This window comes from Massilia sp. DWR3-1-1 (genome assembly GCF_049898325.1).
Lineage (GTDB): Bacteria > Pseudomonadota > Gammaproteobacteria > Burkholderiales > Burkholderiaceae_D > JAFCUW01.
This window is the reverse complement of the sequence record NZ_JAFCXL010000025.1, coordinates 1-22,485: the sequence shown is the minus strand read 5'-3', so window position 1 is coordinate 22,485 and position 22,485 is coordinate 1. Positions and strand designations below refer to the sequence as shown.

General features: G+C 61.6%; 19 protein-coding genes and 2 pseudogenes. 12 read left to right on the top strand and 9 right to left on the bottom strand.

All coding sequences use genetic code 11. The features are described 5' to 3' along the window. Nucleotides 1-16: 16 nt before the first annotated feature. From ACP7EY_RS20935 to ACP7EY_RS20910, 6 genes are all read left to right on the top strand, one after another. Nucleotides 17-289: a hypothetical protein gene (locus ACP7EY_RS20935; RefSeq protein ID WP_426197057.1), complete on the top strand. Its 273-nt coding sequence runs from the start codon at nucleotides 17-19 to the stop codon at nucleotides 287-289. A 147-nt stretch (nucleotides 290-436) separates the two neighbouring features. Beyond that, nucleotides 437-640 (top strand): hypothetical protein, encoded by a 204-nt coding sequence (locus ACP7EY_RS20930; RefSeq protein ID WP_426197055.1) that lies wholly within the window; start codon nucleotides 437-439, stop codon nucleotides 638-640. 114 nt (nucleotides 641-754) lie between these two features. Beyond that, nucleotides 755-985, top strand: a complete 231-nt coding sequence (locus ACP7EY_RS20925) for a DUF6139 family protein (RefSeq protein ID WP_426197053.1) — start codon at nucleotides 755-757, stop codon at nucleotides 983-985. Nucleotides 986-1,135: 150 nt separating this feature from the next. Then, entirely contained in the window at nucleotides 1,136-1,609 is a 474-nt protein-coding gene (locus tag ACP7EY_RS20920) for a DUF1348 family protein (RefSeq protein WP_426197051.1), read from the top strand. 190 nt (nucleotides 1,610-1,799) lie between these two features. Beyond that, on the top strand, nucleotides 1,800-2,321 hold the full coding sequence (locus tag ACP7EY_RS20915; RefSeq protein ID WP_426197049.1) for a hypothetical protein: 522 nt from the start codon (nucleotides 1,800-1,802) through the stop codon (nucleotides 2,319-2,321). Next, complete coding sequence (locus tag ACP7EY_RS20910) at nucleotides 2,321-2,461, top strand: hypothetical protein (protein ID WP_426197047.1); 141 nt, start codon at nucleotides 2,321-2,323, stop codon at nucleotides 2,459-2,461. Before ACP7EY_RS20915 ends, ACP7EY_RS20910 begins: the two co-directional genes overlap by 1 nt. 1,006 nt (nucleotides 2,462-3,467) lie before the next feature. Here ACP7EY_RS20910 and ACP7EY_RS20905 read toward each other — a convergent pair. Next, nucleotides 3,468-3,893, bottom strand: a pseudogene (locus ACP7EY_RS20905) (heavy metal translocating P-type ATPase); the annotation flags it as partial. 503 nt (nucleotides 3,894-4,396) lie between these two features. Here ACP7EY_RS20905 and ACP7EY_RS20900 point away from each other — a divergent pair. The 3 genes from ACP7EY_RS20900 to ACP7EY_RS20890 are packed head-to-tail and all read left to right on the top strand — an operon-like array spanning nucleotide 4,397 to nucleotide 10,424. Next, nucleotides 4,397-5,716, top strand: coding sequence for a TolC family protein (locus tag ACP7EY_RS20900; protein WP_426197045.1), 1,320 nt, complete (start codon nucleotides 4,397-4,399; stop codon nucleotides 5,714-5,716). Next, nucleotides 5,713-7,200: an efflux RND transporter periplasmic adaptor subunit gene (locus tag ACP7EY_RS20895; protein ID WP_426197043.1), complete on the top strand. Its 1,488-nt coding sequence runs from the start codon at nucleotides 5,713-5,715 to the stop codon at nucleotides 7,198-7,200. Before ACP7EY_RS20900 ends, ACP7EY_RS20895 begins: the two co-directional genes overlap by 4 nt. Nucleotides 7,201-7,214: 14 nt before the next feature. Continuing rightward, nucleotides 7,215-10,424: a CusA/CzcA family heavy metal efflux RND transporter gene (locus ACP7EY_RS20890; RefSeq protein ID WP_426197041.1), complete on the top strand. Its 3,210-nt coding sequence runs from the start codon at nucleotides 7,215-7,217 to the stop codon at nucleotides 10,422-10,424. Between the two features lie 59 nt (nucleotides 10,425-10,483). On the opposite strand, the gene ACP7EY_RS20885 is transcribed toward ACP7EY_RS20890, so the two are convergent. Next, on the bottom strand, nucleotides 10,484-10,687 hold the full coding sequence (locus tag ACP7EY_RS20885) for a hypothetical protein (RefSeq protein WP_426197040.1): 204 nt from the start codon (nucleotides 10,685-10,687) through the stop codon (nucleotides 10,484-10,486). A 245-nt stretch (nucleotides 10,688-10,932) separates the two neighbouring features. Between ACP7EY_RS20885 and ACP7EY_RS20880 the strand changes: the two genes are divergently transcribed. Further along, complete coding sequence (locus tag ACP7EY_RS20880) at nucleotides 10,933-11,595, top strand: recombinase family protein (RefSeq protein WP_426197038.1); 663 nt, start codon at nucleotides 10,933-10,935, stop codon at nucleotides 11,593-11,595. Nucleotides 11,596-11,690: 95 nt separating this feature from the next. Next, a complete protein-coding gene (locus ACP7EY_RS20875; RefSeq protein ID WP_426197036.1) occupies nucleotides 11,691-13,790 on the top strand; it encodes a putative bifunctional diguanylate cyclase/phosphodiesterase in 2,100 nt (699 codons plus the stop codon). A gap of 131 nt (nucleotides 13,791-13,921) precedes the next feature. Here ACP7EY_RS20875 and ACP7EY_RS20870 read toward each other — a convergent pair whose 3' ends face one another. Both ACP7EY_RS20870 and ACP7EY_RS20865 read right to left on the bottom strand, forming a co-directional pair. Further along, nucleotides 13,922-14,752 carry a hypothetical protein gene (locus ACP7EY_RS20870; RefSeq protein WP_426197034.1) on the bottom strand — a complete coding sequence of 277 codons (831 nt, stop codon included), beginning with the start codon at nucleotides 14,750-14,752 and terminating at the stop codon, nucleotides 13,922-13,924. 11 nt (nucleotides 14,753-14,763) lie between these two features. Next, a complete protein-coding gene (locus ACP7EY_RS20865; protein WP_426197032.1) occupies nucleotides 14,764-15,819 on the bottom strand; it encodes a hypothetical protein in 1,056 nt (351 codons plus the stop codon). A gap of 304 nt (nucleotides 15,820-16,123) precedes the next feature. Here ACP7EY_RS20865 and ACP7EY_RS20860 point away from each other — a divergent pair, with 304 nt between their 5' ends. Further along, entirely contained in the window at nucleotides 16,124-16,588 is a 465-nt protein-coding gene (locus ACP7EY_RS20860) for a hypothetical protein (RefSeq protein WP_426197030.1), read from the top strand. Here the strand turns inward: ACP7EY_RS20860 and map are convergent. The 5 genes and pseudogenes from map to ACP7EY_RS20835 form a co-directional block, all read right to left on the bottom strand. Next, nucleotides 16,581-17,348 carry a type I methionyl aminopeptidase gene (gene map, locus ACP7EY_RS20855; RefSeq protein WP_426197028.1) on the bottom strand — a complete coding sequence of 256 codons (768 nt, stop codon included), beginning with the start codon at nucleotides 17,346-17,348 and terminating at the stop codon, nucleotides 16,581-16,583. The two genes, ACP7EY_RS20860 and map, sit on opposite strands and share 8 nt — an antisense overlap. After that, nucleotides 17,345-17,557 (bottom strand): ParD-like family protein, encoded by a 213-nt coding sequence (locus ACP7EY_RS20850; protein WP_426197118.1) that lies wholly within the window; start codon nucleotides 17,555-17,557, stop codon nucleotides 17,345-17,347. The genes map and ACP7EY_RS20850 overlap by 4 nt, the downstream gene beginning before the upstream one ends. Nucleotides 17,558-17,896: 339 nt before the next feature. Next, nucleotides 17,897-20,890, bottom strand: a pseudogene (locus tag ACP7EY_RS20845) (Tn3 family transposase). A gap of 144 nt (nucleotides 20,891-21,034) precedes the next feature. After that, nucleotides 21,035-21,634 carry a recombinase family protein gene (locus ACP7EY_RS20840; RefSeq protein WP_426197026.1) on the bottom strand — a complete coding sequence of 200 codons (600 nt, stop codon included), beginning with the start codon at nucleotides 21,632-21,634 and terminating at the stop codon, nucleotides 21,035-21,037. A gap of 349 nt (nucleotides 21,635-21,983) precedes the next feature. Next, on the bottom strand, nucleotides 21,984-22,358 hold the full coding sequence (locus tag ACP7EY_RS20835) for a sensor histidine kinase (protein WP_426197024.1): 375 nt from the start codon (nucleotides 22,356-22,358) through the stop codon (nucleotides 21,984-21,986). Between the last annotated feature and the right edge of the window lie 127 nt (nucleotides 22,359-22,485).

Genomic DNA, 22,485 nt, shown 5'->3' with positions numbered 1-22,485 from the left:
CGCTTAAAATACGGGATTGAACCTTATTTTAAGCACCGTCATGGAAAACCTCGACCAGCGTTACCTCGTCCAGCAAAACAAGATCGCCGACGGCGATACCAAGCCCCCCGTTTTCGCCAAGGTCATGCGGGGCAAGGACGGCAAGTTCGAGGGGGTCTCGTTCATCAAGAACAAGGACAAGGCCACCATCATGACGGTGGCCGAGGCGCAGGAAGCGATCGACTGGTCGAGCAGCAAGAAGCCCAACGCCAAAGAATACAACACCAAGATCATCTGCCTGGGCCAGTAAGCGTCCAGGTAGCGGGCAGGGCGCTTGCGTTCATCGGCCGTTTGCGCCCCCTGGGCATGCCGGCGCGCCGTTCATCGCAAGCGCTTTGCGTCGCCGCCCGCCTGAATTTATCCTGAACTCTTTCCAATCTGTTCGAGGGAGTGTGCGATGTTCAGTTTTCTGCTGTGGCTGCTGGTCTTGTTCCTGTGCTGGCCGCTGGCCTTGCTGGCCCTGATCCTCTATCCCATTGCCTGGCTGTTGCTGCTGCCGTTCCGGCTGATCGGCATCACCGTCGATGCCGTCTTCGATCTGCTCAAGGCGATCGTGATGCTGCCGGCGCGGGTGCTGCGCGGCGGCCAGTCGAGCCGCTGATCGGGTGCCTGCCGTGCCTAACGCACGAAAATGTCGATTGCGCGTAAGATAAATCCTGACATCCGGACTCACCCGGCAGACCGGACTCGACAAACCCTCAATCAAGGAACCATTATGCGCCTGGACATTTACCGCAGAGCCGAACACGACGGCAAATTCAGCTACCTGGCTGTGCCTGAAACGCGCAACATCCCGGAAGAGGCCACCAATACCGACTGGGAAGTCGAAGCGAAAGCGGTTGAACTCGACGACACTGCCGACCAGCTGGCGACCTACCACCTGGACCATGTCGCCGCGCAGATCGCCGAAAAAGGCTACGCCGTCACGGCACTGCAAGCGCAATAAGGCGCCCCCTGTAGCACCCGGGCGGCGTTCGCGGCCCGGATCGAGGCAGGATTTTACTTGTCCTTATTACCTCCCTGGTAATACACTTTCAGCCGAACAGGTCGCTCGTACAGGTCTGACCGTCCGTCCATTTTTCCAGCAGGGTAAAAAATGCAAGCTGAAGTCCGTCCACCATTGCCGCCATTTAACACCGAGACCGCCACCTTGAAGGTGCGCCTGGCCGAAGATGGCTGGAACAGCCGCGACGCCCAAAAAGTCGCCAGCGCCTACAGCGTCGACACGACGTGGCGCAACCGGGCCGAATTCATCCAAAATCGCGCAGAGGCCCAGGCCTTTCTAGAGCGTAAGTGGAACAAGGAACTCGATTACCGCCTGATCAAGGAACTATGGGCCTTCGCCGACAATCGCATCGCCGTCCGTTACGCCTACGAATGGCATGACGACGCCGGCAACTGGTTTCGCTCCTACGGCAACGAGAACTGGGAATTCGGCGCCGACGGGCTGATGACGCGGCGCTTCGCCTGCATCAACGATCTGCCGATCAAGGAGGCGGACCGCAAATTCCGCTGGCCGCTGGGACGCCGGCCGGACGATCATCCGGGGCTGTCGGCGCTGGGCCTGTAAGAGGCTGTGCCGGCAGGGGCGACGGCGCTTTCAGCCGTGCCGGGCTAGCGCGCCCCCCCGACGCGCCGACGCGCCGACGCGCGCCAAAAGAGGGCGCAGGCACGCGCTGTGGTTTCGATCGGTGGCACATCGCACAATCATGGCATGAGCGATCCAGGTCCAAATCAGTCAAGGCGCAAGGCCCTGGCATTTGCGGCAACATCAGGCGCGGCCTTGCTGGGAGCATCCGGCGCGCAGTCGCGCACCCAGCAGCAACCAGCAGCAACCAGGCGACATCATCGATTGCAGCTTCTACGACCCGCGCGACAAGAAATTCGCTGGTGGGGCCAAGGGCGACGGCATCGCCGACGACCGCGCCCCATTACAAGCGGCAATCGATGCCGCTTTTGCCGATCGCGCCAGTTTCAAGCCGTCGGGGTCGGGCGCGGTCTACACCGACGATACGCCCACCGTGTTCATCCACGGGGCCCGTTACAGGTTGGGCGCTGCGCTGTCGGTGCCCTCGGCTTGCCGTATTGTCGCGCTTGGAACCGCATCGTTCGAGCCCTCGGGCATGTTCCCGGCAATCAAGGCGCTTAGCGCGTATCAACTCTATATCGATGGCATCAATTTCATCGGCGGCAGCTCTGCCGTCGTCATCCAGAATGACAATACCGAATCGACGATGATCGACTTCGTCAATTGCGAGTTCAAAACCCGAACCGAAATCTGATGTTGCCCATCATGGGACCGGTCGGTGTGCCGAGCTACATCCAGATCCTGACCAACGGCGTGATCGTGAGCGGCGCCGCGCTCAAAGGTTCGACGCATACGCTGCAGTTCGATGGCATCAGCGACAAGAAAAACGGCTGAGTTTTTCATGGTCATTGCGGGCGATCGACGCTGGTGAGCTTGGCACTAAATTTCGCATAATTTATATTATGTAAAATAGAGTCTGTGCGTGGACCGCTGGCCACTCCTTGCCCAGCGTTCTGCTTGCCCGAGTTCTTCTTGTCCGAGTTCGCTTTTCCGTGGCGATGAAACGTCGTCACGACCGCCTGCATACTTGCTGGCCTATGGCCTGCCTGCCCCGTTTGCCTGATGCACCAGACATCCAGCGTGCTGATCCGAGGCCGCCGCCAAGCACGCTCCTGCAAGCCCCCGGTTGCCGCTACGGCGCCATGGAAGCGGATCATCGGCGTGCGACGCACTTCCTGGTGACCCGGTCGCTGGTAAGGCGCGCGCTGATGACCAAGCCGCTTGTCATGGTTCAATGGGAGATTGACCAGTGTGCGATCGAACAGTTTGTACCACCACCGGACGCACACCCCGGTCCTGAACGATCCCTTGGTGCATCCCAGTGGCCCACGTCAGCCCATGCGGGCCGAAATCGCGCCGAGTTCGTCGCTGGCTGACAACGCACCTTGCCTGGCTGGGCGCGGCCGCTGCGTAGCATGCGCCGCCCATGCGGCGCCTTTGCTGCTGGCAAGGCGCGTGGCAGCGGCGCGGTCCGACTGGCCGAGCGCACCGGGGATGCGCGCGCAGTCGCTGCCTTACGCCGGTGTCACTGTGCCCGCGCATCAGTGGCAGGATGGCTGATTGGGTACCGCCCGGGCGAAAAAAGGTGCATATTTCGGCGCAAAAAGCACTACTTTGCCTCCCCTGCCCCCATTACCCCTCCTTCGGCGCCCTACTTCGCCTAAATTCACCGAAAAACCGCGCGCCCCGATGCCATTATGCGACCGTTAAATGCTCATATAGTGAATGCATATATTGCGTCAATGTTGTCGGCGCGCCCGTCACGCAAGGCGCAGCGCAGGCCAGCGCTTGAGGGCGTACTCGGCGGCCCTGGCGGTTTGATTGCCAGGCGCGTAGCGATTTATTTGACGACGGCTACCGCCCCGGCGCTTGCCTGCGCGGTAGCCTGGCCAGGCCGCCCGTGCTCCTCCTTGTCCTGGTAGGCCAACAGGCGCAGCGCATTGATGACCAGGATGATCGTGGCGCCTTCGTGGAATAACACGGCGGTGCCGATATGGAGTCCCCATATCGTTGCCGAAATCAGCACCGCAACAACGCCAAGGCTGACCCACAGATTTTGCTTGATAATACGGCTGGTCTGGCGCGACAGACCGACCACAAAGGGCAACTGGCGAAGGTCGTCACCCATTAAGGCGACGTCGGCCGTTTCCAGTGCGACATCAGAGCCCGCCGCACCCATCGCAATGCCGACCGCGGCGTGGGCCATTGCCGGGGCGTCGTTGACGCCGTCGCCCACCATGGCCACCTTGCCGTGCGTTTTCCGCAATTGTTGGAGCCGGTGAATGCCGAAAAAAGCCGCTATAATCGAGCGATGGTCCTGCGTTTCCTTCAACTGCTCATCGTCGCAATGGTGCTCCAGCTCAGCTGGGGCGTCGCCAATGCGTACTGCGAACACGAGCAGGGCAAGGCGGCACAACACGTCGGCCACCACCAGCATCAGCATCAGAGTTCGAAGGGCTCCGGCGATGTGGGGGACGACGATGCATCCACGCCCAGCATCGGCGACGATCCCGATTGCACGACGTGTGTCCATTCGTCGATCGGTGTGTTCACCTCGATGGCTGCCCCCATTTTTCTATCCATCACCAGCCACGAGACGGTTCCCGGTCCTCCCGGACTCCCCGCGCCCTATTTGGGCGCCCCCGAACGTCCTCAATGGTTTGTCGCCGCTTAGTCCGGCGACAACCCCTGCTTCCCTTCCCCGTTCATTTCGGGCACCTGTAGGCCCTGGTTCGCCGGATTCTTTCCCATTCACATTTCGGAGAATCCATGCGACTTCAACTCGCCCCGCTCGGGCTGGCCGTGCTATTGCTACAGCCTGTTTCACTTTACGCGCAGAGCGCAGTACCCGGCGCTGTCCCCCCATCGACGGTCACGGGCGCCTCCCCTGCGCTACCACCACTGACCCTGGCCGCCGCGATCGAACGGGCGTTTCAGTACAACCCTGGCTTACGCTCTGCGCGGCAAGACGTCGCGATCGCACAAGGGCAGCGAATTCAAGCAGGCAAGTCACTCAATCCCGCATTGACCTTCGTGCGCGAGGGGCTGCGTAGCAGCGGCAACACCACGACGATCCAGGTCAATCAAGAAATTGAACTTGGCGGCAAACGCGCCGCGCGCATTGCGTCTGCGGATCTCGATCAAGCGGCCGCATCGGCCGACGTTGCAACATACCGCGCCAATTTGCGCGCCGATGTGGTGACGGCCTACTTTGACGTGCTGTCGGCGCAAGAACGACTGGCATTGGCGCGCGCGTCGCAGCAGCTATCAGAGCGCGTCACGGCCGCTGCCGCGCGCCGTGTCCTGGCGGGCAGAATTTCGCCCGTTGAAGAGACACGTGCACGGGTCGCACAGGCCAGTACGAAGATTGAATTGAGCCAAGCCTCCACGGAACTCGCACTCGCGCGGCAGCGCCTCGCTGCGACGTGGGGAAACAAGCTTGCCGACGTGGCGCCGGTTGCGGTACCGACTGAGGCGCTGGCAAGCCATCAATCGACCGCGCAATTGCTAGCACAGCTTTCCGGCGCCCCCCAGTTACTTCGCGCCAGAATCGAGGTTGAACGGCAGAAATCGGGTGTCGAACTCGAACGCAGTCGCCGCATGCCCAATGTAACGTTGAGCTTGGGCAGCAAGCGCGACGAGCAGGCGGGCATTCGCCAAACAGTCGTCGGCATCGCTGTTCCACTGCCACTGTTCGATCGCAACCAGGGCAATGTACTGAGCGCCCTGCGGCGCACCGATAAGGCCAAAGATGACGTTGCTGTGGTACAGGCAAATCTGTCCCTCGAACTGACACAAGCGTCGCTGCGCCGGGAAGCGGCAAGCAATGAGCTGACGGTGCTGCGTGACGAGATCCTCCCTGGTGCCCAGCACGCGTACGAATCGGCCACCAAAGGATTCGAGCTCGGCAAATTCAGCTTTCTCGACGTGCTCGACGCACAGCGCACGCTCAATCAAAGCAAGGCCCTCTACATCGGCGCGCTCGCCCAGTCGCATCGCGCCGCAGCCGACATCGAACGGCTGGTCGGCAACGTTGAACAACATGGTCGCCTCCTCGATGCTGCCATCTCCCCTCAGGAGCAGGAATGAACACGCCAGAAAAGAAAACACGGATCGCCGTCGCGATCATCGTCGCTGTGGGCGTGGTACTGCTCGCGCTCATCCTCAAGGTGGGCAAGTCGGCCCCTGAATCGGCCGGGGACGGCGCAAAGACGCACACCGAACAGGTGGGCAAGGTCGGACCGCATGGTGGAAAATTGTTCACCAAGGGTGATTTCGGCGTCGAGGTCTTGCTGGCTGAAGAGAATGGGGCGGCACGTCATCGCGTCTGGCTGTTCGACCAGCGCAAACAGATCGCACCTGGCGCCGCGACGGTGACGGAAGTCTTGCGCCGTCCGCTGGGCGCGGTCGAACATATCCTGTTCGCCGTGGACAAGGACAGTCAGGTCTCGACCGTCCCAATTGCCGAGCCGCATATTTTCAAGTCGAAGATCGAGGTCCGGCGCGGCGACGCATCGATGCAAATCACGCTCGACAGCGAGGAAGGCAAGATCGAAATCAATGATGCCCAGTTAAACACTGCAGGCATCACGATCGCATCGGCGGCGCCGGCATCGATCAGCAGTGCCTTCGAGTTGTCCGGCGAAATCCGCTTCAACGAAGACCGGACCGCGCACATTGTCCCCCGCCTGGCTGGCGTGGTTGAAAGCGTTTCCGCCAATATCGGACAGCTTGTTAAAAAGGGCCAACTGCTCGCGGTCGTGGCCAGTGCGGACATTTCCCAATTGCGCAGCGATCTGCTGTCCGCCCAGCGCCGCCAGGAACTGGCCGAAGTGACGTATTCGCGGGAAAAACAACTCTGGCTGGACAAAATTTCGGCTGAGCAAGACTACCTGCAAGCCCAGCAGGTGCTGCGTGAAGCCGACATCCATACCCGCAACGCGCGCCAGAAACTGCTTGCAGTCGGTGCGACGCCCGGCAGTGCCGGCGCGCTCAACCGGTTCGAACTGCGCGCGCCATTCGCCGGCGCCATCGTGGAAAAACACATCGCGCCGGGCGAGTCCGTCAAGGAAGACGCGATTGTGTTCAAGATTTCGGATTTGTCCTCCGTCTGGGCAGATATCAACGTCCCGGCAAAAGACCTGGGCGCCGTTCGCGTCGGTGAAAAAGCCACCGTGAAAGCGACCTCGCTGGCGCAGAGCGCAAGCGGTACTGTCACTTACGTCGGCACGCTGCTGGGCGAGCAAACCCGCACCGCGAAGGCCACGGTGACATTGGACAATCCTGACAATGCCTGGCGGCCGGGCCTTTTCGTCAACATCGAACTGACCGCCGACAAACGTGATGTCGCGGTGGCGGTGCGGTCCGAGGCAATCCAGACCGTGGCGGACAAGCCGACCGTGTTCGTTAGGATCGACGGCGGCTTCATCGCCGTACCGGTGCAAATCGGTCGCAGCGATGGGACGACCACAGAGATTGTGCGCGGCATGAAAGCCGGGACACCGTACGCCGCCCAGGGAAGCTTTGTCCTCAAGGCCGAGCAGGGCAAGGGCAGCGCCGGGCATGGCCATTAAGCGGAGAACAGATCATGTTTGAACGAATTATTCGATTTTCCATCGAGCATCGATGGCTGGTGATGCTCGCGGTCTTCGCCCTCATGGGTATCGGCGTCTACAGCTATCAAAAGCTGCCGATCGACGCCGTTCCCGATATTACCAACGTCCAGGTGCAGATCAACAGCGCTGCTGCCGGCTATTCTCCGGTCGAAATGGAACAACGCGTCACGTTCCCGATCGAGACGGTCATGTCGGGTCTGCCGAACCTCGAGCAGACCCGCTCGCTGTCACGCTACGGCCTGTCCCAAATCACGGTCATTTTCAAGGATGGCACCGACATCTATTTCGCACGGCAGTTGGTCAATCAACGCCTGCAGGAGGCGAAGGAGAAGCTGCCGGCGGGCGTGACCCCGATGATGGGCCCGATTTCCACGGGCTTGGGAGAAATTTATCTGTGGACGGTGGAAAGCGAGCCAGGTGCGAAAAAGCCGGATGGCACGCCGTATAGTCTTACCGACTTGCGGGAAATTCAGGACTGGATCATCAAGCCGCAATTGCGCAACGTGAAAGGTGTCACCGAGATCAATTCGATTGGCGGCTATGCCAAGGAATATCACGTCACACCGGACCCGGCCAAGCTGGCGTCGTATGGGCTGACGCTCGCCAATATTGTTGCCGCCGTTGATCGCAACAACAATAATGTGGGCGCCGGCTACATCGAGCGCCGGGGCGAGCAATTCCTGATCCGTGCGCCTGGCCAGGTACGATCAATCGAGGACATCCGCAACGTCATTCTCAACAACGTGCAAGGGGTGCCGATCCGCATCAGGGATGTCGCCAATGTCGAGATCGGCCGCGAACTGCGTACCGGGGCTGCCACCGACAACGGTTGGGAAGTCGTGCTCGGTACCGTGTTCATGCTCATCGGTGAGAACAGCCGCCTGGTGTCGCAAGCCGTCGAAAAAAAGATGGTCCAGCTTAACAAGAACTTGCCCGCAGGTGTGCGTGCAGTCACCGTCTACGACCGCACCGTACTGGTCGACAAAGCCATCAATACGGTCAAGAAAAATTTGTTCGAGGGCGCCATCCTGGTGATCGTGATCTTGTTCGTCTTTCTCGGCAACATACGCGCTGCGCTCATTACCGCCATGGTCATTCCGCTGTCGATGCTGTTCACATTTACCGGCATGGTCAACTACAAGGTCAGCGCCAATCTGATGAGTTTAGGCGCGCTCGACTTCGGCATTATTATCGATGGCGCGGTCGTCATCGTCGAAAACTGTGTGCGCCGTCTTGCCCACGCCCAGCAGCAAAAAGGGCGTTCCTTGACGCGAAGCGAGCGTTACCATGAAGTCTACACAGCGGCGCAGGAAGCACGGCGCCCCCTGCTGTTCGGGCAGTTGATCATCATGATCGTCTACATCCCGATCTTCGCGCTGACCGGGGTTGAAGGGAAAATGTTTCATCCGATGGCATTCAGCGTCGTTGCGGCCCTCGTCGGTGCAATGATTGTCTCGCTCACGTTCATCCCTGCAGCGCTTGCCCTGTTTATCGGCGAACGGGTCAGCGAAAAAGAGAATTTCCTGATGGCTTATGCGAAACGCGGCTACACCCCACTGCTGGCAAAGTTCATGGCCAACAAGGCGGTCGTTGTCACCATCGCCGCGGTCCTGGTGGTGCTGTCGGGCGCCCTGGCGACACGCCTTGGCAGCGAGTTTGTCCCCAACTTGAATGAAGGCGACTTCGCCATCCAGGCGCTGCGCATCCCCGGTACCAGCCTTAGCCAATCGCTCGACATGCAAAAGCAGATCGAAACCGGGCTGAAAGCGAAGTTTCCCGAGATTGAACGCGTGTTCGCCCGGACCGGCACGGCTGAAATTGCTTCCGATCCGATGCCGCCCAACATTTCTGATGGTTACGTCATGCTCAAGCCGCAGAGCCAGTGGCCCGCGCCTGGAAAGACCCGTGACGAACTGCTTGCCGCGGTCCAGGCCGAGGCAAACAAGTTTCCTGGCAATACCTACGAGTTCTCTCAGCCCATCCAACTGCGTTTCAATGAGCTCATTTCCGGGGTGCGAAGCGATGTCGCCGTGAAAATTTTTGGTGATGACATGGACGTTCTGAACGATACGGCAAGCAAGGTGGCGGCCGTGCTGGGCCGCGTGCGCGGCGCAACCGAGGTCAAAGTTGAGCAGACTTCGGGTCTCCCCATGCTGACAGTAAATATCGATCGGGAAAAAACGGCGCGGTATGGTCTCAACGTCGTCGACGTCCAGGAAACACTGGCGATCGCAACCGGTGGCCGTCCGGCCGGCACCATGTTCGAAGGCGATCGCCGCTTCGACATCATCGTTCGCCTGCCTGAGAATCTGCGCACGGATCTCGACGCGCTACGCCGCCTGCCCATCGCGCTGCCAAGACCGGCTGCCGGGGCCAATGGGGAAGCTGCGGTCAGCTTTATTCCACTGGCGGAAGTGGCGACACTGGAGTTCGCGCCCGGTCCCAATCAGATCAGTCGCGAAGATGGCAAGCGCCGCATTGTCGTCAGTGCCAATGTACGGGGACGCGATCTCGGCAGTTTCGTCCCTGAAGCGTCAGCGACGATTCAACGGGACGTGAAGATTCCGCCCGGTTACTGGACCAGTTGGGGCGGTACGTTCGAGCAGTTGCAGTCGGCGACAACGCGTTTGCAAATTGTCGTGCCGGCGGCATTGTTTCTCGTTTTGGTCCTGCTGTTCGTCATGTTCAACAACGTCAAAGACGGATTGCTCGTCTTTACGGGCATCCCGTTTGCGCTCACTGGCGGCATCCTGGCACTGTGGCTGCGAGACATCCCGCTGTCGATCTCCGCTGCCGTTGGTTTTATCGCGCTGTCCGGTGTGGCGGTCTTGAACGGCCTCGTCATGCTTTCGTTCATTCGCTCACTGCGCGACGACGGCATGGCCCTCGATGAAGCCATCGATGTCGGCGCGCTCACGCGTTTGCGTCCCGTCTTGATGACGGCGCTTGTGGCATCGCTTGGATTCATACCAATGGCCATCGCAACGGGCACAGGCGCCGAGGTGCAACGTCCATTGGCGACAGTCGTTATCGGAGGCATTATTTCCTCGACGATATTGACGCTGTTCGTCCTTCCCCTCCTCTACCGACTGGCGCACGCCAAGGACGAGCGCGAGCGAGTCCTGGCACGGCCTCCGAACGGTGAGGCGCGCACGGCGCATCTGCCTGCTCGGGCGATGTAAATGACCCGCGGCAGCACGTGTGCCGGCTTGATCCCGCCACACGGCTGCCAGCACCGTGACTAAGAAATGGGCGCTTTCACCGTCAGCTGTTGCGTTTCTTCGAGCTCAGCCGCCGAAGTGAGCGAGTACGCTGGGAGGAAGCGCTCGGCGTTGCCGAGCGCCGACATGAAGCAGCAGGCGGCCCGCCTTTGGTGCGTATGAATGGCGCGCAGCCGGGAGAACAGGCGGGTGAAATTCGGACGGACCTGCTTGCCTTGTGCCATGCCCCGCTCCCCATACGTTGGTGGAGCAGGTTTGACCTCGCCAGTTCAAATCGGTTCGGGGACGACCCACAGCCAACGGTGAAAGCGCCACAGATGCCATGCGTCGACACAGTCGACGTCGCTAACGCAGCCAGGCGAGCCGGCCATGCAGACTTCCACGCCAGCCACCTACTCTTCTTGCGCTTGTATGCAAGCACTAAAGGCAATATAATCAGTGCATATCCACCCCGCCGAAATTGCTCCACATGAAAACCGCCATCGCCTACTTGCGCGTCTCCACCAATGAACAGGGCCGCTCGGGCCTGGGGCTGGCCTCGCAGCGTAAAGTCATCGATGAGTTCGCTGCCGCCGAGGGCTTCGTGTTGAGCGAGGTGGTCACTGAAGTGGCCAGCGGCAAGCTGGGACTGGCCGAGCGCGCCGGCTTGCGCAAGGCGCTGGCCATGGCCAGCAAGCAGCGCTGTCCCGTGATCGTCGCCAAACTGGACCGCCTGAGCCGCGACGTCGCTTTTATTTCCGGATTGATGGCGGCCGGCACCCCCTTCATCGTCGCCGAACTGGGCGTCGACACCGATCCCTTCATCTTGCACCTGTTTGCCGCCTTGTCGGAAAAGGAGCGCAAGCTGATCGCCTCGCGCACCAAGTCGGCGCTGGCCGACCTGAAGGCCCAGGGCGTGCAGTTGGGCAACCGCACCAATCTGCCGGCCGCGCAGGCGCTGGGCCAGGCGCGCAATGCGGAAAAGGCGGCCGCGTTCGCCGCCGCCATCCTGCCCGAGATCCGCCGCCTGCAGGCGCAGGCGATGACGATGGCGCAGATCGCCGAAGAGCTCAACCGTCGCGGCGTGAAAACGGCGCTGGGGCGCACCTGGCACCAGTCGACCGTCTCGCGCCTGCTCAAAGCCGCCGCCTGAGCAGGGCGACGCGACCGGCGGGAACGAATCGGCACGCTGGCTGTCCAACCGGGGTCCGCCAGCGTGCGCCCCTGTCCCACCGCCGATCGCCCACCGTGAATATCGCCGCCTTTATCCGCCAGTCCATGCACACCATTCTTGACGAGTGGGAGGTGTTCGCCCAGAGCATCCCCATCGCCAACGCCCTCTCGCGCTTCGCCCTGCGCGACCATGCAGCGGGCATCCTTGTCGCCATCGCCGACGATCTCGACCAGGTGCAGAGCGCCTACCAGGAAGAGCAGAAATCCACCGGTCACGGTCCGGTGGCAACCTCCAGCAGCCACGCCAGGCAGCATGGCTCGGACCGGGTGGTGGAAGGCTTTTCCGTCAACGACGCCATGTCCGAATACCGCGCGCTGCGCGCCAGCGTCGTGCGCCAGTGGGTACAACACCAGAGCGAGGCGCAAACCCCCGTGTTCATGGAGCTGGTCCGGTTTAACGAAGCGATCGACCAGGCGCTCACCGAATCGCTGTACGGCTATTCCGACGACCGCGACCGTCGGGCGCGGCTGTACGACACCCTGCTATCGGCCTCGCCCGACCTGAGCTTCATTGTCGACCGCGACGGCCGCGTCGAATACGGCAATGCCGCCCTGGCCGCCGAGTTTGGCGAACCCCTGAGCGTCCTGCGCGGCAAGCGCCTGTCCGAGATCAACGGTTTTACACATGAACAATTCGACGAACATGTGCGCCTGGTGTCACGCTCGCAGCGCACCACGCTCGGTGAAATCAGCCGCACCCGGCGCGGCAAAAACGTCACCTTCGAATACCTGCTGGTACCCGTCGTTGACCACGCGGGTAAGTTCGAGGCCGTCGCCGGCATCGCGCGCAATGTGACCGACCGCAAGGCGGCGGAAGAGAAATACCGCCGCAGCGCCCAGTACGACGACCTCACGGGCCTGCCCAGCCGCTTGCTGTTCCGTGATCGTCTGAGCCACGAAATCAAGCGGGCCGACCGCATTCACCTGCCGCTGGCACTGATGTTCGTCGATCTCGACGGCTTCAAGCAGGTCAACGACCTGCTGGGCCACGAGGCCGGCGACGAGCTCTTGCAGCAAGGCGCCCGCCGCATCCGCGACTGCGTGCGCCAGACCGACACGGTGGCGCGGCTGGGCGGCGATGAATTCACCGTCATCTTCACGGAAATTCGCAGCATGCCCCACATCGGCGTGCTGGCGCAGCAAATCCTCGATGCACTGGCGCGCGAATTTTCCATCGCCGGGCGCAGCGTGATGATTTCGGCCAGCCTGGGCATCGCCTTGTACCCCAACGATGCGCGCGCCCAGGACGAATTGCTGCGCCACGCGGACCAGGCCATGTACGCCGCCAAGCAGAGCGGCCGCAACCGCTACTGCTTCTTCACGGCGGAAATGCGCAACGCCGCCATCGCCCACCAGGGCCGGATTGCCGAACTGCGCAACGCGATCGAAAAACAACAATTGAGCGTGCTGTACGAGCCTGTGGTCGCGCTGGCCAGTGGCGCCATCGAAGGCGCCGAAGCGCAGCTGTTCTGGAACCATCCCGCAAACGGCTTGCTGACCGCTGAGCACTTCGCCGGTCTGGCCGAAGAAGCGGGCGTGCTCGACGAACTGCGCGAACTGGTGCTGACCGATGCGCTGGCGCATGCGGCCGCCTGGCACGGGACGAACGGCGCCGCGCTGAACGTCAGTATCGAGCTCGCCTCCCTGCCCGTGAAGGCCAAGGGCGCGGACCCGGCGCGCATTGCCATCCTCGAGCGCATCGGCAAGGCGGCGGCGCCCGTGGCGCTGGAAATTACCGAGTCCATGCTACTGGGAGAGGGGCCGGGCGGCCCGGAACTGCTGCAGCAATTGGCAGCCTCGGGCGTGCCGCTGTGCATCGATGGTTTCGGCGCCGGCAATTCTTCCCTGAGCAGCCTGACCAAGTGTCCCCTGCGCGGCCTTCGGCTCGACGCCCACCTGGTGCACGACATCGAAGCGGCCATGCCCATCGCGCTCGCCAGCGGCATCATTGCCAGCGCCCATGCGCTTGGCGTGGTCGTCATCGCCGAAGGGGTGGCGACGGCCGCCCAGCAAGCGCAGCTGATCGCGCTGGGCTGCGACCAGGCCCAGGGGCCCCATTTTCACCTGCCGATGGATGCCGCCACACTCGGCAAGCTCATCGGGCATGCGCACTGAGGGGGACGCCGATTGCGGGGCCGGCCCCTGATGGATGACTGGTGCGGCTTGCCCTTCAACCCGACAAGGAGAAAACGGGCGCGGCAGGCCAGATGGTTCGGATAAAAATCGCGCCGCCAGAAAGCCTGTTGTCATTGAGGGGAGCTGGCCAATGGCTGCCCCGCGCTGTCGACTGCCGCAGGCTGAGGGAGGTCAGCAGGACGGGCGCTGTGTGCCTGCTTGAGCAGTTCGTCGACAGCCGGTTTTGCCGCTACGAGAAATGCCAGGATTTCAGCACGCAATGGCGCGCTCTTTTGGGCCAGCAGGGGGCCGCATGAGGCAATATCGAAGGGCTTCGGGCACAGCGTGCTCTCGCGCAGAATAACGATATTGCCCTCGTTATCGTACTCACGAACCACGTACACGGCGCGATTGCCTGGCCTGTCCGCCGCGCAGCCGTCGACCTTGCCGTCGTAGTTCAAGCAATCGGACGCGTGAAGGACCAGGCGACGGGTTGGCGAGTGGATACTCATCATCGGAAACGTCTTGGCAGGCGCTGGCGCGGGCAGGGCCATCTGTGTTCCTCCCACGTGCAAGCCGTCGAGCGACCATCCCCAGCCCTGGGTGAACGAGATTTTCGCGTCGCCGTAATAAAAATACACCGCAGGGGGAAATGTGGCGGGCACGCCTTCGGTGTACGCCGTCATGTAGCCGTAGACGACGCCCGCATGCCGCGTTTGCGTCGAGCGATAGCGAGGGGCAGGTGCCGTGCCCGACTGCAGTGTTTGCATGAATCTCCCCATCCCTTCCGCCTTGCCATTGATGCAGCCGCCGTCCCATTCGAAGGTGGAATTTTTTACCTGGGCCGCAACCACCCGCAGTTCGCAAGCCGAACTGGTTTTCACGACATCAAACAGGAGCGCCTTTGCTGCGGCGGGGACGGTCCAGCAAGAGGCCAGGCAAAGTTGAACGAGATACCGCATATGCGCGCCTTTTACTTTGCCTTGCCTTGTTCGGGAAGCGCCACGCTTTGCGCATCGCGGGCTTTCTCCAGGCTCGGCATCGCCATCGTGCCCAGGCCCAGGCCAAGGCAAAGCCCCCCTTTGCAGCTCATGGTATTCAAGTCGAGCAGCGCGGAATGGCCCAAATTTCCGGTTGGGACAGCTACACCTCGCGGTAATAAAAACACGGCGGCATCGCCCCCGTACAGGCCCGCGGGGAGCGTGAAACGCTTTAGGACGACATAGGTCTTGTCCATGTGATTGCCCATGCGATTGCGCCTGCCTTCGCTGGCCGCGTCACGCAGCGGCGGCTCGCCATTGAGCTTCTTTTGCATTGCAGTTTCCCAGGCAGCCAGGTCATCGGCTGTCGCAGCGCGCAATATGCCATTGCGGACCGCTTTCGCGAGGCCCGCAGGGCCAGTTGGCGGTGCATTCTTCTGCCGCAGGGATTCAACCGTGACGTCCTTCGACGTGAGCAAGTGCGTGGTTTTTTCCAGCGTATCGCCAACGACCACCTTGCCATTGCTGGATCGATAGATCTTGTCGACCGGCCGTCCCAGGACCTGCATGGCCATGGCGTCCAGCCCTTGCTGCTCCGTTGGCTGAATGTAGAAATAGCCGCAGCTGCTGCGGTTTGCATAACTGTTGTTGATGATCGGGACGTTCCGTGGCAATCCCGCCACTGCCTGCGCGTGATACCCGCTCACAATCACTGCCACAATCCTGGTGCCAGCGCTCCAGCCTACATTCCAGACGGTGGGCTCGTACGCACCCAGCATCAGCACGACGCTGTTGTGCCCTGAGTTGACGGCAACATCGATTTGCGTCGCCTCGTGGCCTGAATCGTCGATCTGGAAACCGGTCTTCCTGCCCCCGTATTCGCCGGCGGCCAGCACCAGGGCATCGCGCGGGACAGGCGTTTGAAACGCGCAGAGTGAGGGCGCGATACCCTCACGGGGAAATTGAAACGGCACCAGTTTTTGCGCTGCGGCCGGCAACGACGCCATCGCCGTGATGAACGAGAGAAGGCAGGACAGGAAAGGACGCATTTTTCTTTCAGGCTTGTTGGAGGCGGGGAATCGGCCGCTTTTGCCGGCTGCAGGCGCTCCTGCGACGCATTTCACGCCTCGTCGGCTTGCACGCCAGCAAGTTAATCTTGACAGAAAAAATCGTCGGAATACTCGCCAATTGTCACGAAAGAACAATTAATTTAAGGGGCAACAAGATGGCGGCATCCTGCCGGGGAGCGGCAAGGAAAGTTCAGGCAGGATTGAAGGGCGCGCCGGTGATACGATCGATCCCTGGCCGACGCGGCAAGGGCTACCGGGCGCTCGCCCGAACCAGGTCTTCGCCATGAGAATCCGTTCCCGTCTTCGCCATGCCGCCGCCGGCATGCTCGCTTCTTTGCTCGGCAGAAACAACGACATCGAGGGCTATTGGGCCCCGGGCCTGCTCTACCGTGAGCTCGGCGCGCCACCCCACACCGTCGAGATTGACTTGTTGGCCCAGGCCGCGCGGCCGCCCTGCCATTGCGGCGCCCTGCTGGCGCAGCGCTACAGCCTGTTCCTGCGCGCGGCCTTGGCGAAACACCAGTTTGACTGGACGCTGCTGGCCGAGGCGACCATCGTGTTTCAGTTCAAGGTCGACAGCCGCACTGCGGACGTGCCAGGCAGCTGGCGCGGCGGCGACCCGTTTATCTGCAGCGTCAGCTTGCGTTCGCTGGAGGGCCACCTCGCCGCGGCGAGCGCACGATCGGCCTGCTGGCCCTGGCAAGCAGGCGCCTTCTCCCACAGCGGCCGGGCCGGCCGGCTCAGTTGAGGGCTTTTTCGCCCGCGCGCAAGGTCAGCACGCGCACCCCCTTGGCGGTGACGGCCACGGTGTGCTCGAACTGGGCCGACAGCGCGCCGTCGCAGGTGGTGACGGTCCAGCCGTCGTCCTGCGTCTCGACCTCGTCGCCCCCCTGGTTGATCATGGGCTCGATGGTAAACACCATGCCTTCGCGCAGTACCAGGCCGGTTTTCGGCTTGCCCCAGTGAAGTACCTGGGGCGGCTCGTGCATCTCGCGGCCGATGCCGTGGCCGCAGTACTCGCGCACCACCGTGTAACCATGGCGGCGCGCGTGCTGCTCGATGGCATGACCCACATCGCCCAGCCGGGCGCCGGGCCGCACCGCTTTGATGCCCTTCCACAAGGCTTCGTACGTCACGTCCACCAGCCGCCTGGCCGGCGCCGACACCGTGCCGACCAGGTAAGTCTTGCTCGAGTCGGCCATGTAACCGTTTTTCTCCAGGGTGATGTCGAAATTGACGATGTCGCCATCCTTGAGGATGTCGGCCGTCGATGGCACACCGTGGCACACCACGTGGTTGGGCGACGCGTTCAGGGCGTAGGCAAAGCCGTACTGACCCTTGCTGGCGGGGCGCGCCGCGAGCTCGTCGACGATGTAACGGTCGACCAGGTCGTTCACCTGCATGGTCGACATGCCGATCATGTCGAGCGTGTCGAGGTGGCCGAACACGGCGGCGAGCAACTTGCCCGCCTGCGCCATCAGGGCGATTTCGTCGGGGGTCTTGGTCATGCCGCCGCCACCCTGACGGGCCGCGCCGCCACCCCGGCCGCGCGCAGCTCGGCCGTAACGATGTCGTTGAAGCTCAGGGTGGGATGCATCTCGCAAGCCATGCCAATCTTGATCCAGAACGCCGCCTGGGCGTTGATGGAACGGCAGGATACGGCGCTGGCCTTGCGCAGCTGATCATGTAATTCTTCTTCGATATTGACGATGCCCACACTACTCTCCATATATGAATCATATGCGAAGTATAGTGTTCAGGCATGCAGGTTGGCAAGTTCAAAGTGGGACCTGCCTGCGCAATCGGGCGTGCGCAGGCGCCTTGGCTGCCCTGCCCCGGCGAATCGGTGTAGCGGCTCGCGCTTAAAACGGGCCGTGCTCACGCTCGACGCGTTTCCGGCTCAGATTAAGTGCCTATCCCGGTAGTCTGGGGGAAGCGGATGGCGACGTGCGCGTAGGCGACATGCGCGTTGGCGACATGCGCGTAGGCGACATGCGCGTACGCGGGGTCTGAGGTGCAGTGGAACGTAAAACACGGTTAAGCCAGGTTCGCGGGACTATTCATCGCTCGCTGGGTTACGCAACGGCCGTAACTCGCCCTTGGCCACCGCATCCGGCACCGAAAACGAATACCGGCCCAGCATGTTGATGTGCTCATACAGCAGCGGCGACAGCCTGGCAACGTCCTCATCCCTTACCTCGAAACCGTCCGTGCGCAGCTGGTTCAATGCGGCCTCCATGTAGCTGGTATTCCACAGCACGATTATGTTGAGCACCAAGCCGAGCGCACCGAGTTGGTCTTCCTGCCCCTCGCGGTAGTGCTGCCGCAACTCGCCTCGCTTGCCGTGGAAGACGGCGCGGGCAACGCTGTGCCGCCCCTCGCCACGGTTGAGCTGAGTTAGCGTGCCCCGGCGCTTGGCTTCGTCATCGATGTAGGTCAGCGTGTGCAGCGTCTTGTCGATGCGGCCGAACTCGGCGATGGCTTGGGCCAGCCTGGTCGGGCGCTCGCCGACCTGGAGCGTGCGCATGATGCCGGCGGCAGAAACCCGGCCGAGCTTGAGCGAGCCGGCCAGGCGCAGCATGTCGTCCCAATGCGGCTCGATCTTCTGTAGGCTGATATTGTGCCCGCATACAGAATTGAGCAGTCCGTAGTCGGCTTTGGTATCGATTCGTCAGAAACGCGTGCCGCCGACATCGGCCAGGCGCGGACTGAATCGGTATCCAAGCAGGCGGAACAGGCCGAAAACCACGTCGCTGTACGCGCCCGTGTCCGTCATGATCTGAGTCGGCTGAAGGTCGGTCTGCTGTTCCAGGACGACGGCTAGCAGGACCAGGCTGTCGCGCAGCGTGCCAGGCACCGTGATGTCGTTCAGTCCGGAAAACTGGTTCGATATCAGGTTGTACCAGGTCACGCCGCGCCCGACGCCGAAGTATTTCGGATTCGGCCCGGAATGCACCGAGCGCACCGGCACCACGAAGCGCATCCCGTCGGCCGACGCGACCTCGCCGCCGCCCCATACGCTGGCCAGCGTCGAACGGCTCTGCGCGGTGACCAGCATGGTGTTCGCCGCAGTGATGGTGTCGTCGCGCAGATAGTTCTGGTCCACCCATGACAACCTGTCGCGCTTGAGCGCCGGCACATCGCCGCGAATCAGCGGCTCCGGCCCAGTGTTGCAGGCCTCGGCCATCAGCACCGCGCAGATGCTCACATGCAGATCGGAAGCGCGCGCGGTGCGCTCCGATATGTGGGTGAAGGCATCCGTAAAGCGGGTACGGGCGGCAATCTCCAGGATCAGTTCCGGCAGATCGACGCGCGGCAGCATGCCTGTGACCTTGGCGCGTAGCGCGATCAATGACGCCGGCTCGTCCATCTTGTCGAGCGGGCTGAGCACCAGTTCTTGTTTGTCGCCCACCTTGTTGAACCGCACGGCCGGGTTATCGGGCAACCTGGCGGCGACTGCTTGGTAGGTGCGATCCAATTCATCGGCCAGGGCGGTCAATGTCGGCCCTGGCACCGCCGACAAGCCAAGCGTGCGGCAAATGATCGGGCGCGTGGATTCCCATTCGGCGCTATCGAGCAGGCCGGCGCGCGGATCAGCGTAACGCCAGCTTGGGGCCACGAACACGTCGCGCCGGCGCAGCGCGATACGCAATTCGGACAAAACGCAGAAAGTGTAAGCGTGGAAGTCGATGGCGCCATCCTGGTGAAACACATGGCGTTGCCACAGCTTGGTGATGATCTCGCGCGGCGCGTCGTTGCCGGGTCTCTTCACCGTCATGTTGGCGCGAAGCCAGGCGAATGCGGCGATGAAGGGCTCGCCAGCTGCATTCGCGCCAAACTGAACGTGTTCGGCCAGCTCGGGCAAGAAGCGCCGCACGGTCTTGTATTTGGCATCCAGCTCTTGGTAGTACACGTTGTCGGTTGGGCGAATCAGCTTGTTGACGCCGGCAAGTGCCAGCGCGAGCGCGTCCGGCGAAATCCGTGCGAACAACTTGTTGCGCAGCTCGGCATCCGGCACGGTGTCGTCCAGCAGCATTTGACAGGCGCTGGCGAGGGTAGCCGCTGCCTCATCCAAGTCCTTAAGCGAACGAAGGCGCGATTTCTTGTGGGCTTTTACGTCGTCACCGAAAAGCTCCCTCAGGATGACTTCGAGCACTTCCAGTGCGTCGTCCTGCGCCGATGCTTCGAGGCAGTGCACGAACGCGACCAAGGTTGCCAGGCGGCGTAACGTCGGCAGGCGCAGGATCGCGCTGGCTTTGGCGGCGCCGGCGAACCGGGCCAAGGCTGCGACCCGCGTGGCCGGGATACGCGTGGCGGCTGGCAAACGGATGCCAAGCTCACGGACGGCTTGCAGTCGCATCAGCGCCAGGCTCATTGATCGGCTGCTGGCCACTAGCGGCCCAGTGCGCAGTCGGTCAAGCGGCGAGTTCCGCGTACCGCCAGAAGAGATCAGGAGGGCTTCCAGACGCGTTTGCTGGTCCAGGCTGATTCCATTGCCAAGCGAGCGCCATAAGCGCTCCTCGACGCGGCTGCGCAGGCGCGCAACGTACCGTTCGAGCGTCGTGCAGCCTGGCAGCAGTACCTTGTGCGTCACGAGCCACGTCGTGGCGCGCTCGAACAGCACGCTCGGCCGGTCGGTGCCAGTCCAGCAAAGAGCGTACAGCCATCGGGTCAGGCGAAAGGCGATCAGGGGTTCCGTAAATTCGACGTAGCCATAGCGTGTGCGAATTTCTATCGCATGCTGCCAGCGTTGTCGTCCAGTGCTGTAGGCGCTTGCTTTGTCCAGCGTTTCGATGCACAGCTGCTTAGCCAGCGTCCGCAACACGGGCTGGGGCACGACCAGCGGATCTTCCAAAAACGCGCCCAGGTAGCGCACTGTGCTCAGCTGGATGGCGAAGCCAAGCCGATTGTGCACGCCGCGCTTCGCAGCGATTAGCGCATGGTCGGTGTCGTCCAGATGAAAATACCGGGCAAGGTCATGGGGTGATGGAGAACCGGCGTAGCGGCCATAGTTCTCGCGCTGCGCGTTAGAAAGAAAGCTGACTGGCATCTTTTTCCTGTATGGCGGCAATCAGAGCATTATGATTACCTTGGTGGATGGTCCAAATCCCCTTGCCTGGCCTTAACTGCCCTCCGGACAGCTCGGCGGCCTGCTGGATCGTATTTTCGATTTCGAAAGGTGACTGCGTCCTTGTCAGGAGTCCGCTGCACTGGATTGGCTGAGCCTCTCCCGAACTCGCATGATGGACTGGCGAGTGGTGCCGTAATCACGCGCCACCTTGGCAACGGACTCACCTCTCGCGAGGCGTTGCATTGCTTCGGCCTGCTGTACCTTGGTCAACGCTGGCGGGCGACCCAGCGTCTTACCTTCCGCCCGTGCGCGTGCAAGACCTGCTTGGGTTCGCTCGATCAGCAAATCGCGCTCAAACTCAGCTACCGCATTCAACACGCTCATGGTCATCTTTCCGGCAGCGCTGGTCAGATCGACGCCGCCGAGCGCTAGGCAGTGCACACGAATAGCATCGGCCGCCAGTTGCTCTACTGTGGCGCGCACATCCATTGCATTGCGGCCGAGTCGGTCTAGCTTGGTTACGATGAGTATATCGCCGGGTTCCAGACGGTCAAGCAACCGAGCAAACTGCGGCCGTTCAGTGGCCGCGACGCTGCCGCTGATGCTTTCGCACACGATACGGCGTTTGTCGACCGCGAAGCCGGCCGCTTCGATTTCAAGAATTTGGTTGTCTGTGTTCTGATCGGCGGTGCTGACGCGAGCATAAATGAATGTGCGAGACATGTTGGGGAGCCAAAGCGTACGAAATGGATGTACTTATTATAAGCCATGTCCGAAACATCGGCATGCAATTTTACGTACATCCTAAAATGACACTGTCCGCAACCGATCGTTTTCGGACATGGCCAAATGAAAACATCTTCGGATTGAACTGACGAGCGGAAATTCCGGGGGTTCCGGCTTACACCCCTGAATTCTGTAGCCGCCCCTTATTGACGCCAAGGAGTTCGCGATTACGATGCGCGAGTGTGCAAAGCGGAAAGCGTCTGAGGGCTCGATGGTGGCATCGCTCGCGCGTAAATTGCGTATCTTCCGGTCCGTTTTAGAAAAGTCCTGCTTTCATGGTCTTCCCTTAATCTGCTTCGACCTTTGAGCTCTCAACGGGTTGAGTGCCGTCCCTCGCGAGCGGCACGTTAAACCAGAACAAGGAGCCGCATCCCACTTCGCTTTCCGCGCCGATCGTCCCGCCCATCGATTCGACCAGCTTCTTCGTCACGACCAAGCCCACGCCGGTTCCGACCTCCTTACCGTGTTCCTGGCCGAGCCGATTAAACGGTTGAAACAGGCTTCCCAACTCTTTCGGTGTCAAGCCATGCCCGGTATCGCGCACACCAATGCGAACCTGCGCGTGGCCATCCATGACGCGCGAGATATCGATGTTGCCTCCGAGGCGGTTATATTTGATTGCGTTGGACAGCAGATTTAGCATCACTTGCTTGATGCGCACCGGATTAGTGTCAACAGCGATTTAAAACTGATACAGTTTTGGCCTTCGCAGCGATTTAAAACTGATACACCTCCGTCACCAGCACATGCTGGATATTCACTCTTTTCATCACTCGTTCAGCCAGCCT